This window comes from Paenibacillus curdlanolyticus YK9, assembly GCF_000179615.1.
In the GTDB taxonomy this organism is placed as follows: Bacteria; Bacillota; Bacilli; order Paenibacillales; family Paenibacillaceae; genus Paenibacillus_T; species Paenibacillus_T curdlanolyticus.
In genome coordinates this window covers 1-12994 of record NZ_AEDD01000003.1, presented here as the reverse complement: position 1 = coordinate 12994, position 12994 = coordinate 1, and the positions used below count along the sequence as shown (strand labels likewise).

12 protein-coding genes and 1 riboswitch are annotated in these 12994 nt (G+C 58.3%); of the genes, 9 read left to right on the top strand and 3 right to left on the bottom strand.

Annotated features, from left to right (window positions below; all coding sequences use genetic code 11):
* Positions 1-13 precede the first annotated feature (13 nt).
* The gene (locus PAECUDRAFT_RS05840; protein WP_006037197.1) at positions 14-1312 is read right to left on the bottom strand and encodes an aminotransferase class I/II-fold pyridoxal phosphate-dependent enzyme; all 1299 of its coding nucleotides are present in this window, start codon (positions 1310-1312) and stop codon (positions 14-16) included.
* A gap of 174 nt (positions 1313-1486) precedes the next feature.
* On the opposite strand from PAECUDRAFT_RS05840, the gene PAECUDRAFT_RS05835 reads away from it, so the two are divergent.
* Positions 1487-2272, top strand: a complete 786-nt coding sequence (locus PAECUDRAFT_RS05835; RefSeq protein WP_006037196.1) for a helix-turn-helix domain-containing protein — start codon at positions 1487-1489, stop codon at positions 2270-2272.
* Positions 2273-2776: 504 nt separating this feature from the next.
* Here PAECUDRAFT_RS05835 and asd read toward each other — a convergent pair.
* Positions 2777-3565: an archaetidylserine decarboxylase gene (gene asd / locus PAECUDRAFT_RS05830; protein ID WP_006037195.1), complete on the bottom strand. Its 789-nt coding sequence runs from the start codon at positions 3563-3565 to the stop codon at positions 2777-2779.
* 92 nt (positions 3566-3657) lie between these two features.
* On the bottom strand, positions 3658-4422 hold the full coding sequence (locus tag PAECUDRAFT_RS05825) for a tryptophan-rich sensory protein (protein ID WP_006037194.1): 765 nt from the start codon (positions 4420-4422) through the stop codon (positions 3658-3660).
* Between the two features lie 150 nt (positions 4423-4572).
* Between PAECUDRAFT_RS05825 and PAECUDRAFT_RS05820 the strand changes: the two genes are divergently transcribed.
* The 8 genes from PAECUDRAFT_RS05820 to thiO all read left to right on the top strand — a co-directional run bounded on the left by PAECUDRAFT_RS05820 (position 4573) and on the right by thiO (position 12341).
* Positions 4573-4881: a hypothetical protein gene (locus tag PAECUDRAFT_RS05820; RefSeq protein ID WP_006037193.1), complete on the top strand. Its 309-nt coding sequence runs from the start codon at positions 4573-4575 to the stop codon at positions 4879-4881.
* 87 nt (positions 4882-4968) lie between these two features.
* Positions 4969-6147, top strand: a complete 1179-nt coding sequence (locus tag PAECUDRAFT_RS05815; RefSeq protein ID WP_006037192.1) for a glycosyltransferase family 4 protein — start codon at positions 4969-4971, stop codon at positions 6145-6147.
* 60 nt (positions 6148-6207) lie between these two features.
* A riboswitch (TPP riboswitch) is annotated at positions 6208-6312 on the top strand.
* Positions 6305-6583: a hypothetical protein gene (locus PAECUDRAFT_RS25630; protein ID WP_006037191.1), complete on the top strand. Its 279-nt coding sequence runs from the start codon at positions 6305-6307 to the stop codon at positions 6581-6583. (Overlaps the previous riboswitch by 8 nt.)
* Before the next feature lie 50 nt (positions 6584-6633).
* Entirely contained in the window at positions 6634-8394 is a 1761-nt protein-coding gene (gene thiC / locus PAECUDRAFT_RS05805; protein WP_006037190.1) for a phosphomethylpyrimidine synthase ThiC, read from the top strand.
* Positions 8387-9499, top strand: coding sequence for a ThiF family adenylyltransferase (locus PAECUDRAFT_RS05800; RefSeq protein ID WP_006037189.1), 1113 nt, complete (start codon positions 8387-8389; stop codon positions 9497-9499). The genes thiC and PAECUDRAFT_RS05800 overlap by 8 nt, the downstream gene beginning before the upstream one ends.
* On the top strand, positions 9496-10392 hold the full coding sequence (gene thiE, locus PAECUDRAFT_RS05795; RefSeq protein ID WP_006037188.1) for a thiamine phosphate synthase: 897 nt from the start codon (positions 9496-9498) through the stop codon (positions 10390-10392). Before PAECUDRAFT_RS05800 ends, thiE begins: the two co-directional genes overlap by 4 nt.
* 3 nt (positions 10393-10395) lie before the next feature.
* The gene (locus PAECUDRAFT_RS05790) at positions 10396-11226 is read left to right on the top strand and encodes a thiazole synthase (protein WP_006037187.1); all 831 of its coding nucleotides are present in this window, start codon (positions 10396-10398) and stop codon (positions 11224-11226) included.
* Positions 11208-12341 (top strand): glycine oxidase ThiO, encoded by a 1134-nt coding sequence (gene thiO, locus PAECUDRAFT_RS05785; RefSeq protein ID WP_006037186.1) that lies wholly within the window; start codon positions 11208-11210, stop codon positions 12339-12341. Before PAECUDRAFT_RS05790 ends, thiO begins: the two co-directional genes overlap by 19 nt.
* Positions 12342-12994: the final 653 nt, after the last annotated feature.

The window sequence follows — 12994 nt, the reverse complement described above, 5'->3', positions numbered from 1 at the left end:
TTGATGATGCGAATTATGCGTTTAGTACATCGTTCACTGCTTTGAAAATCGTATCGTAGAGCTCTTCCAGATCGCCTTCTTCGATGCACGAGAATGCGACGCGAAGGTCCGTATCGCCCAAGGCAATCGTACCGACGCCGTATTCGCTAAGCAGGCGCTGGCGAACGTCCTCCGCCGAAACCTTCGTCAGCTTCAGGCACATAAAGTAGCCCGAGTTGAACGGGTAGTAGTCCCATACATCGCCATAGCGTCCGCTATCGAGAAGCTCTTTGACGCGATTGGCGCGGCGTTTCATAATATCGTATTTCTCCGCTTTTTGCGCTTCGAATTCTGGCGATTGCAGGGCGCGCAGCACGAACGTTTGCGACGGATGCGGGCCGCTGGAAATCGTGGCGCGAATGATGCCGAGCGTTTTTTGCTCCAATGCGGCGAGCAGCGCTTCGGAAGCCGATGCGTACGTAATGAAGCCTACGCGGAAGCCCCATACGTATTCTTCCTTCGTAGCGCCGTCCACTTTGACCGTCAGCACGCGCTCATGAAGGCCGGCGAGCTTGCCGAACAGCGATTCATGAACGGAATCCTCGAAGAACAGGCCGAAGTATGCATCGTCCGTTACCGCGACGACGTTAATGCCAGCTTCCGCCGCTTCGCGAATGACGGCAACGATTTCATCGCCTTCTTGCGCGTCAGGCGTGTAGCCCGTCGGGTTGTTCGGGAAGTTCAGAATGACGATCGCTTTGCCTTTGCCCTTCTGTGCGAGCAGCGCCTCGCGCAAGCCTGCGCTGTTGAAGCGGTTTTCGCTGTTGTACAGTTCGTATTCAACGATTTCAGCACCGCGGCGAACGCCGAAGGTGAGCTCGTAGTTTTCCCAGTTTTTATTCGGAATAACGACAGCGTCGCCAGCATCTGCGAACAGGTCGGACACGATGCTGAGCCCGTGCGTCAGCGCGTTCGTTACGATTGGCGTGCCGAAGCCTTTGCCTTCGATCGAAGGGTTTTCTTTGATCATCTTCGTGCGCCAAGCGCTGCGAAGCTCTGGTTTGCCGGCAGGCGGCGCATATTCATAAATGTCCTTAGGATCGTAAGCGGACAAGGTTTCTTGGATAACGTTGAGATGCATCGGTTGACCGTTCTCAATCGCGATGCCGATCGTGGCATTGAATTTTTTGGCTTTTGCTTTTGCCTCAGCTGACTGGCTCAAGATGCCTACCTTCGGGAAATAGATTCCTCGGCCGAGATTCGACAGCATGGCGTATACGTGGGCGTTCTCGCGCTCCAACGTTTCGTTCAATTGCTGAGCAAGTTGATTCATGGATTCTTTCCATCCTTCCGAATAATTCGTCTATGCGCACAATGTGAGCTCTCATGTAAGCTTTCGGGTGCTATTATAACATTTTTTGAAGATCAAGAGCCATTCTCATTGTAAAAAAAATTTGTCTGCGGTAAGATGACTGCAAATGGGCAGAGACGGAAGCGGAGGGGCGATATGCTGGATGTAGCACCGTCATCGTTCGTATTGCTGTCCGCGTTTGCCAAGATCGTCTGCGAGCCAGGCTGGAAATGGCAAAAGCGGGAGAAACCGATGGCGAATTACGATCTATTCTATGTGTGGAGTGGCGAAGGTGAATTGGAGCTCAACGGGGCCTCCTACGAGGTAGGTCCGGGCAGCTGTTTTTTATTCAGGCCGGGCGATTTTACAAGTGCGACCCATAATCCGCAAAGGCCGCTCGTGCTGACGTACATTCACTTCGATGTGAACGGGTCGACTGCATTCGTGCCGAATCGGTATCGGGTGCTGGATGAAACGGTTGATTTTGAGTACATGCTGTCTCGATACGTGCGGCTGTTCCTTGTGAAGACGTTTGCGGCGGAGGAAGAGGCAAGGCTGCTGCTGAACCAGATGATGATTCATCTGCTGCGCGCCGATCGGGAGCCAGCGTTAGAGAAAAAGGCAAGCAATCAGCTAACAGAAGCGATTCATGAAATCGCCAACTATATTCGGCAGCATCCCGGCGTCCCGCATCGGGTCGAGGATTTGGCGATGCGCGCGCAGCTGTCGCCGCGGTATTTTTCCATCAAGTTCAAGGAGTTCATCGGGCAGTCTGTACAAACGTATATGATCCGTACCCGAATCGAGCGTGCGCAGCATCTGCTCGCGCATGCGGGGATGAATGTCACCGAGGTCGCAGACGCGCTGGGCTATCGGGATATCTTCTTCTTCAGCCGGCAATTTAAGCAATATACCGGACGCAACCCGTCAGAAATTCGCTGACGGGTTGTTTTTTTGCGCGCGCGCGCGGAGTCTGGGGCCCTGTGTGAGCGGCCTATCGCGAAAAAGCAGCGGCTCTGAGTGAAATGCCTAGATCGATGATTCGATGAAACGCCAAACACGGCTGTTTAGTTCGTCCCGTTGCAGAACGTGCAACGGCTGCATGACGAGCGAGGCAGACAGCAATTCGCGTTGCAAACTGTGCAACGGGAATTGTCTTGCAACTGCTAAATTGGTCTCAAAAGCGGCTGATGAGCGTGTACGATTGTACGGAATGCAACGGGAGAGGGTGTGCGGGAGCAAACGATGGTTTTTCGTTGCATGAACTGCAACGGGGCGACGTTGAGAGGGGCGGCTGGATGGCTGGCGTGTTGCAGCAAGTTAGGTTTAGGGCGATAGCGAGCATAGCTTGCATAAGTAAACGAAAACCCCGATAGCGCTCCGGTTGTACGGAGCCCATCAGGGTTTTGTCACAGCAGTGCGGCACGCTCGTTAATTAGCTTGGCTCTAGTTAGAGCGCAGCTGGCCGAGCTTCTCGCCCATCTTCACGCGCAAGCCGACCTTTAAGTCCGAGCGAGGGATGAAAGTATCGTCCTCGGTAAGCAGGACGACCGTTGAGCCGAATTCGAAGTAAGCAAGATCCGCGCCTTTGACCATCTCTCGTGTCTGAGGCTCAACATAACGGATGCTGCTGACGTTCATGGCGCCGACCTTGACGACCGCGACTTCGCCCGCATTGTGGCGTATGTAGGTGACTAACCGCTCGTTGCGGCTGAGCACGCGGCGCATATGGCGAAGCCCGAACTCATTAACGGGATATACTTTGCCGGGAATATGCTCGCGTTCCTCTGCGATCCCATCGACCGGAACATGAATGCGATGGTAGTCGGTCGGGCTCAAATAGAGGACTGCATAGTAGCCATGCTTGTAGTTCTCGGTGCGCGGGGAACGATTAAGCAGCTCTTCGATCGTGTAATCTTGTCCCTTCACGTTCAGGATCGTGCCTGCTTCAATCGGGCCGCAGCCGGTAATAAGCGCGTCGACCGGGCTGGCGAGTCCTGCCGGATCTTGATCGATTGCCCGCATGCCCGGCTTCAGGCGGCGGGTGAAAAATTCATTCAACGTTGCATATTGATGTAACGGCTTCTCGGCTTCTTCGACCTTAATGTTATACATTTTGGCGAAGCGCGGGATAAGCTTGCGACTTACAGCGGATTGTGCGAAGCCGCCGGTCAGCCGTGAAATAGATTTGCGGGATGTTAATTCCGTCATGGCGCGAAACAACCAAGTCCACATGCCGGTCCCTTCACGTCCTTTCTTCTGCAAAAGCTACGATTATCTCCGAATTAGTGTGCCACATCCGAGGCGACAAATCAATATGAATCCTGCTAGGTACGTTTGCGAACGCGTCCAGCGAATATCCCGAATGCTAGCAGCGCCGTCGCAATTGCGCCTATTATCGCCACAATAGCGACTGAATGGGTGGCATGCTGCTTGATAGCGATGGCGGTTAGTCCCCATGCGATGACAAGCGGATAGACCGGATCGCGGAACAGCCAGCCGACAAGATAGCCGAGGATAACTGCGAAGAGAAGGAGTCCGATAGCCCATGCTGTCTGGCTTACCTCCAAGCTGTGCCAGCCGCTGACGCGAATGGATAATACGACGGAAAAATTGACCATCGACGCCACGCTGATCCATCCGAAATAAAGGCTGAAGGGAAGATGGACGAAGAGACGCTCTCCGAACGTTGGCTCTCCTCCAGCGAGTCTTGTTCGCACATAGAGGTAAACGAGCGACAGCAGGAGAGCGAGCATTACATAGGCGCTGCTGGTGATTTTGTAATGATGCCAGAGCAGCAGCCAGGCAGCGTTCAATCCGCAGGTAACGGCGAACCATGGGCCGATCGCTCGGATGGCCGGCTTGCCTGCGCCAACCGGCGTCGTTTGATAAATCGCAAACCCGATCAATAGCGCATAAATGAGCGTCCAAATGCTAAACGCATAGTTTGCTGGCGTAACCAGCGTCGGGTATTGCGCGGAAACCTCGCCCGTCGTTACGCCGCCGATTGGCAGCCGTTCCGCAAGAAAGTTTACAACGAGCATAACGATTAGCATCGCGATGTTGAGCAGGCGATAACGGGACTTCGGCATCGGCGAAAGCCTCCTTTAATAAATACCTATTGGCTATATATTCGCTTTGTCCAAAAAAATATACCGAAGACGATGAAGCCGTAATAAACGGGCCTGCAATCGAAGATGCTACTAATTAAAATGACATGCTTATAGGGAGCGTTAAAAGATATGGAATGGGTCATTGGCTTGCTTGCCATTGCGGGGGCTGTACTAATCGGATGGATTCATGGCATGAGCCGTCTCGCGGCTCGGCTGGCGGATGGGGCTGCAGCGGTTTCGTTAGTTGTTGCGTCCTCCGTTCTTGGCGCAGCGACGTTTCGAACGATTCGCAACGACACGGTGTTTATGACTGAAATTCACAGCATTCTGCTTAGCCCGGCTATGCTGATCTGCACGGCGTATTTGACTCTCCATTGGATCGCTAGGCTCGGGACGCCTGCGTTTATTTCGCGCAATACGAATAAGCCCGAATCCTGACAGGCGGCGTCGCCAACGCCTTGCTTGCCGCGTATGCTGGTGTAGCATAGCCGTGCTGGCAGGCGCGGCAGGAGGAGGCTAGGGCTGATGTCCCGTCCGCTCAAAATCGCATTCGTAACGCCGGGGGCGTACCCGCTGCCCTCAGCCCAAAGCAGCTCGGTCGAGCGGGTAGTGGAGCAGATCGTCCCTCGGCTGCCCGGAACGGCGGAAACGCGAATCTATGGCCGAACCGCCAAGGGGCTCCCGCGCAAGGGGCGCTGGAACGGCGTCATGTGCGAGCGTTATCCGGCTGCAAGCAAAGCGACGTATACACGGCTGGTGGGCCGCGCATTGACGGGTTTTCAGCCTGACGTGATCGAGGTGGAAAATCGCCCGCGCATGCTGCTTGCGCTAAAGCGGAAGCACCCGAACGCCCGATTGTGGCTCAATCTCCATTCCTCGACCTATATTCAGCCTTCTTATATCGGCATTCAACAATTGAGGCGGAGCCTGCGAACCGCGGAGAAAATTATCGTAAACAGCTATTATTTGCGCGATATCGTAGCATCGAAGGCGCCGGAGGCTGCGTCGAAAATTGCCGTCGTCCATCTGGGCGTCGACACGGAGCGGTTTCGATCCATGCATTCCCCAGAAGGAGCTGCCCGCCGGGAACGGCTCCGTCAAGGGAAAGGCTGGACGGGGCGGAAGGTCGTGCTGTTCCTTGGCAGGCTGATCCCGCTCAAAGGCGTGCATCATCTTATCAAGCTGATGCCGCAGCTTGCTGCGAGGCATCCGGGCGCGATGCTGGTCATCGTAGGCAGCGCCGGGTATGGCTCGCATCGGATGACGGCTTATTCGAAGCGATTGAAGGCGATGGCGAAGCCCATGGGCAATCGGATTCGATTCGTGCCGTACGTGCCGTACCATGAGGTGCCGGATTGGCTGCTGGGGGCGGATGTCGTCGTCGTTCCTTCAATCAGGCGCGAGGCGTTTGGGCTGGTCAACGTAGAGGCGATGGCTTCGGGCGTCCCGGTCGTTGCAGCGCGTATTGGCGGGATTGGCGAGGTCGTGCAGGACGGCGAAACCGGCTTTCTTGCTGATCCGGCTCGTTTGCAGCAAGAGCTGTTGGCGAAATTAGACCAGCTGCTCGCAGACGATCAACTGCGGCAGCGAATGGGGCGGCGAAGCCGCGAGAAAGCGGAAACGTACTTTACATGGCAAGCATCGGCGGATCGATACGCACGGGCGACCGGCCTCATGATCGGGGGGCAACCGAGCGAGCCGTAGCTGCATTTTGGAAAAAAGAAGATTGACACGCCTGAACGAACAACGGTATAGTTTGTTCAGGAAATCCACTAGGGGCGCCTGTATGGGCTGAGATAAAGCGCAAGCTTTGGTCCCTTTGAACCTGATCTGGGTTATGCCAGCGTAGGAAAGTGGGATTGTGCGTACAGAACGTTACGCGGGACAGCTGCTGCATGCTGAGGCCGTCATTATGGATGCTTCGAGGCTCCATATGGCGACAGGCAATGCGCAGACGAGGAGCACGAATGGCTGCTGCTCGACGGTCTCTGCGATCGACGGCGCCTTTTCACCGCTCCCTTCGCCGGGAGCGGTTTATTTGTTTAAGCCGAACCGACGAAGGAAGACGGACGTAAAGGGGATAGCGGGAGCGGTGTGCTCCAGCTTGTTCTGTTTGCGATACAGTTCGATGATTCTATAAGCTGAGCGCCTCCTAGGGAATTCCTACATTCCTTGAGGAGGTTTTTTATTATGCCAGTATTATCTACGCCGCTGCCAGGCAGCCGCAAAGTATATGTAACCGGATCGCGGGAGGACCTGCGCGTACCGATGAGAGAGATTGCGCTGGAGCCAAGCGTCATCCGTGAAGTGGAGATGCCCAACGAGCCGGTTCGCGTCTATGATCCGAGCGGCCCTTATACCGATCCAGCCTATGAAGCGGACATCCGCGAAGGGCTGCCGTCCGTCCGCGGCGCATGGATTGCTGAGCGTGCGGATTCAGAGAGCTATGACGGCCGCGAAGTGAAGCCGGAGGATAATGGATTTTTGAATGCGGAGCGTGCCGCAGAGAAGGGCGCGGAGCTGTTCCCGGGCTTGTCCCGCAAGCCGCTGCGCGCCAAGTCGGGCGGCAATGTGAGCCAGATGCATTATGCCAGACAGGGCATCATTACGCCGGAGATGGAATATATCGCGATTCGCGAAGGCATGGAGCCTGCGTTTGTTTGCCAAGAGGTAGCGGAGGGCCGGGCGGTTATTCCCGCGAACATCAACCACCCGGAATGCGAGCCGATGATTATCGGACGTCATTTTCACGTCAAAATCAATGCGAACATCGGCAATTCGGCGGTAGCCTCGTCCATCGAGGAAGAGGTTGAGAAGATGACGTGGGCGACCCGTTGGGGCGCGGACACGATTATGGACCTGTCCACAGGCAAAAACATTCACACGACGCGGGAATGGATTATTCGCAACTCGCCTGTTCCCGTCGGCACGGTGCCGATCTATCAAGCGCTTGAGAAGGTGAACGGCGTTGCCGAGGACCTGAGCTGGGAAGTGTTCCGCGATACGCTGATCGAGCAGGCGGAACAAGGCGTGGATTACTTTACGATTCATGCGGGCGTGCTGCTCCGTTATGTGCCGCTGACGGCGAAGCGGGTGACGGGCATCGTTTCTCGCGGCGGGTCCATCATGGCAGCTTGGTGCCTCGCGCATCACAAGGAAAACTTCCTGTATACGCATTTTGAAGAGATTTGCGAGATTATGAAAAAGTACGATGTGACCTTCTCGCTCGGCGACGGCTTGCGTCCCGGTTCCATTGCCGACGCTAATGATGCAGCGCAGTTCGCGGAGCTGGAGACGCTCGGCGAATTGACGAAGATCGCTTGGAAGCATGACGTGCAGGTCATGATCGAAGGACCAGGCCATGTCCCGCTGCACATGATCAAGGAGAACGTCGATAAGCAAATGGAAATTTGCCATGAAGCGCCGTTCTATACGCTCGGGCCGCTGACGACGGACATCGCGCCGGGCTATGACCATATCACTTCGGCGATCGGAGCGGCGATGATCGGCTGGTTCGGTACGGCGATGCTGTGCTACGTGACGCCGAAGGAGCATCTGGGCTTGCCGAACAAGGAGGATGTGCGCGAAGGCGTCATCGCTTACAAAATCGCCGCGCATGCTGCCGATCTCGCCAAGGGCCATCCGCGCGCGCAAATTCGCGACAATGCGCTTTCCAAGGCGCGGTTCGAGTTCCGCTGGCGCGACCAGTTCCATCTCTCGCTCGATCCGGAACGGGCGATGTCGTATCACGATGAGACGCTGCCGGCTGAAGCGGCAAAGACGGCGCATTTCTGCTCGATGTGCGGACCGAAGTTTTGCAGCATGCGCATTACGCAGGACATTCGCGATTATGCAGCGGAGCACGGCTTGGAGACCGAGGAAGCGATTGAGGCGGGCATGAAGGAGAAAGCGGAGTCGTTCAAAACGCAGGGCGGCACGATCTATGCCTAAGGAGGAGGCGCTGCCGCTGGATACGGCGGAGCGCTATTCTCGTCAGATGCGGTTCGGGCCGATCGGCTCGGCTGGACAGACGCAGCTCGGCGCTTCCAGCGTTCTGATCGTCGGGACGGGTGCGCTAGGCGCCTCGCTCGCGCAGCATATGGCGCGAGCAGGCGTCGGCGTCGTACGAATCGCCGATCGCGACTTTGTCGAGCCTAGCAATTTGCAGCGGCAAATGCTGTTCGACGAGGAGGATGCGCGCAGCGCGATGCCCAAGGCGGTTGCAGCGGCAGCAAAGCTGCAGCGCATCAACAGCGAGATTACGATCGACGCGCATGTCGCCGATGTAACGGCGCATAATGTTGGCGGCTTGCTGGCGGGCATCGATCTTGTGCTCGATGGCACCGACAACGCGGCATCGCGGCTGGTGCTGAGCGATGCCTGCTTCCAGCGAGGCATCCCGCTTATTTATGGCGGGGTGACCGCATCGGAGGGCATGAGCGCATCGCTCGTGCCGGGCAGCACGGCGTGCCTGCGCTGCTTGATCGGCGGCGGCTCGGACTCGGAGGAAGGCGATGCCGCTGCCGACACCTGCGATACCGTCGGCGTTATCTCGCCGGCGGTCGAGTTCGTTGCCGCGCTGCAGGCGGCTGAGGCGCTCAAATGGTTGAGCGGCAATCGCGACGCTATGCGCGGCACATGGGTAAGCGCGGACGTGTGGACGTTCCGCGTCCGCGAAGCGAAGCTGCCGGCTGCGCGGCAGAGCTGTCCGTGCTGCGGCACGCAGCGGACAGCGGCAAGCGCCGCTGCGGATCGCGGCGGCAGCGCGCCTTTTGCGGCAGCGGCGATGTGCGGGCGGGATTCCGTCCAAGTGACGCTGGGATATGCGATCAGCATGGATCGTATCAAGGCGGATTTGGCGCAGCGCGGCTGCCAATTGACGATCAATCCGTACCTCATTCGGGCGTTGGTGCCGGAGGGGCAGCGGTTGGTGCTGTTCCCGGACGGGCGCGTCATCGTGCAGGGCACGCCGGATGTCGAGGAGGCTGTGCGGTTGTGCCAAGCGTATTTGGCAAGGGGAGCATATGCGAGTGCAGGAGGGGAGCAACGGAAATGATGACAGAACGACAATCGCGTTTTCATGAGGGGATTCGCTTGTATGTCATTACAGGCGCCAACTATCACCCCGGGCGGACGTTGGCTGATGTCATGGAGCAGACGCTGATCGGCGGCGCGGATATCATACAGCTTCGCGATAAAACCGCTAGTCAGCGCGAGCTGCTAGAGCAGGCGCGCGTCCTGCGGGAGCTGACGAAGCGGTACGGCGTGCCGCTTATTATTAACGATTACATCGATATTGCGCTGGAGGTTGGGGCGGACGGCGTCCATTTGGGACAGGATGATCGGTCGCTTGCAGAGGCGCGGGAGCGGCTGGGGCAGGATGCGATCATCGGCATTTCGACGCACCAGCTTTTGCACGCCTTAACTGCGCAGGCGGGGGGCGCCGATTATATCGGCGTTGGCCCTGTTTATCCGACGGGAACGAAGCCCGGCAAAGCTGCGGTCACAACGAACTACGTTACGGAAGCGGCTGCGTCCGTGAAGATTCCTTTCGTCGCGATCGGGGGCATTACGCTTGATAATGTCGATACCGTTCTGGCTGCGGGCGCAACGAGAGTGTGCGCGGTTTCCGCCGTGGTCGGCGCGCCTGACCCCGCGGCAGTATGTCGCTCGTTCAAGGAATGGATAGCCGCAGCGGACACAGCGCGTATCGCGGGGAGAGCTTTCTTCGCCGCAGAGGGCAGTGTGATTGTGAGCGTGAACGTAAATGGCAAAGCGACGCGAACGGCGGCTCGCTCGGTGCTCGAGCTTGTCAGGGAGCATGGGCTGGAAAATCGGCGCATGGTCGTCGAGCTGGACGGCGAAATTGTGGAACGGGCTGCTTGGGAGCGGACGCCAATTCGCGATGGCGCCGCGGTTGAGCTTGTTCATTTTGTAGGGGGAGGTTAACGCATGGCTGGCATACAACAAGACCCGCTCGTAATCGGAGGCACGACGTTAGGCTCACGGCTGCTGCTCGGAACGGGGCGGTTTCCAAGCCCGTTCGTGCTTCAACAGGCGCTAGAGGCTTCAGGCGCGGAGGTTGTAACCTTCGCCGTGCGGCGGATCAACCTGGACGAGGTGGAGGACGACTCGATTCTCCAGCATATGACGGATCGGGAGCTCGTCTACTTGCCGAACACGTCTGGAGCGAACCAAGCCGATGAGGCAGTCCGTATTGCGCGTTTAGCGCGTGCAGCTGGACTGGGCAATTGGATCAAAGTCGAGATAAGCGCGAATCCGCGGACGCTGCTGCCCGACCCGATCGAGACGCTGAAGGCGACGGAGCTGCTCGTTCGGGAGGGCTTTCACGTGCTGCCGTATACGTCGGATGACCCGATACTGTGCAAGCGGTTGGAGGAAGCGGGCGCAGCGGCTGTTATGCCGGGCGGCGCTCCGATTGGAACGGGACTGGGCATTCTGAACCCGTATCATCTGGGACTGATCGTTGAGGAAGCGAAGGTGCCGATCATCGTAGACGCGGGCCTTGGCTCCGCGGCAGATGCGGCGCAGGCGATGGAGCTGGGCGCTTCCGCTGTGCTGATGAATACGCCAATCGCGAAGGCGAAGGACCCGGTCGCGATGGCGCGCGCGGTGCGGCTGGCGATTGAAGGAGGACGCCTGTCGTATTTGGCCGGACGCATTCCGCGTAAAAAGTATGCGTCCGCCAGCAGCGACCTGGAGGGCAACATGTTTGAGCGGCAAGCTGGAGAAGGAGCGCAAGCATGGCCGAGCATGTCCTAATTGCCGGCGGCGGCATTATCGGCTTGTCCTGCGCCTTCGAGGCAGCGCGGCGAGGCAAGCGCGTGACGGTTGTCGAGCCCGGCGGATTCGGCGGGCAGGCTTCAGGCGCGGCGGCGGGCATGCTGGCTCCGTATTCGGAAAATACCGAGCAGCCGGATGCTTTCTTCCATCTGTGCGAATACAGCCTGCGGCAATATGCGGAGTGGGTCGAAGCGGTGGAGCAGGGCTCCGGCGACCATGTCGAGTGGCTGCGCACAGGCAGCCTGAACGTGGCATTCCATGAAGCGGATTTGCTCCCGATGCAGACACGGCTTATTTGGCAAAATCATTTTGGCGCCCAAGCCGAGATCGTGGAGGGCGAGGCGCTGCGCAGGTTGGAGCCGAATGTGACTGCCAGAGCTGTAGCGGGCTTGTATAGCCCGGCGGAGAGCCATGTATTCGCTCCGAAGCTGGTGGCTGCGTTGTTTGAAGCATGCAGAAGGCTTGGGGTACGGCTCGTTGCGCATGCTGGAGCGATCGAGCAAGTTTTGCATGGCTCGGCAGCAGGCGTTGCCCTCGTAACAGCGGCTGGTGACCGGTTCGAGGGAGATCGGCTCGTCGTATGCGCTGGCGCATGGTCGGGCGCTTATGAAGAAGCATTGGGCTTGAAGCTGGACGTGCATCCGATTCGCGGTCAAATCTGCGCGTTCGATTCCGCTGCTGGCGAGGTGCGCCATATGGTGTTTTCGAATCAGGCGTATTGGGTTGGCAAATGCGACGGAACCGTCGTTTGCGGCGCTTCGGAAGACGTCGCGGGCTTCGATACGACGGTCACCGATCGAGGAATCGATCGGCTGATCCGCGCGACGGATCGGACGCTGCCGATCCTGACGGGCCGCGAAACGGTTCGCCGTTGGGCGGGGTTAAGGCCCGCGACGCGAGACGGGCAGCCGCTGCTTGGCGTGCTGGCTGGCAAACCGGAAATCATCCTCGCGGCCGGCCATTACCGGAACGGCATATTGCTCAGCCCCGGGACGGCGAAGATCGTGGGCGATCTGCTGGACGGTGCGAGGACGGGCGTGTCCATCGACGCGTTTCGGCCGGAGCGGTTTGGCGCATCTGCCGTAAGGGGATAGGGCAGGAGAAGGTGCAGCGTGCCCTATCCGCCCGCGGCGAGGCCAAGCGCTGGAATAGGGCATAGAAATCTGCCCTATCCGCCCTCAGCGGGCCCAAGCGCCGGAATAGGGCATAGAAATCTGCCCTATCCGCCCGCGGCGGGCCCAAGCGCTGGAATAGGGCATCGAAATCTGCCCTATCCGCCCTCAGCGGGCCCAAGCGCCGGAATAGGGCATAGAAAAATGCCCTATCCGCCCGCGGCGGGCCCAAGCGCCGGAATAGGGCATAGAAAAATGCCCTATCCGCCCGCGGCGGGCCCAAGCGCCGGAATAGGGCGTAGAAAAATGCCCTATCCGCCCGCAACGGGCCCAAGCGCTGGAATAGGGCATAGAAATCTGCCCTATCCGCCCGCGGCGGGCCCAAGCGCCGGAATAGGGCATAGAAATCTGCCCTATCCGCCCGCGGCGGGCCCAAGCGCCGGAATAGGGCATAGAAAAGTGCCCTATCCGCCCGCGGCGGGCCCAAGCGCCGGAATAGGGCATAGAAAAGTGCCCTATCCGCCCGCAACGGGCCCAAGCGCCGGAATAGGGCATCGAAATCTGCCCTATCCGCCCGCGGCGGGCCCAAGCGCCGGAATAGGGCATAGAAATCTGCCCTCCCATTTGATATAGTA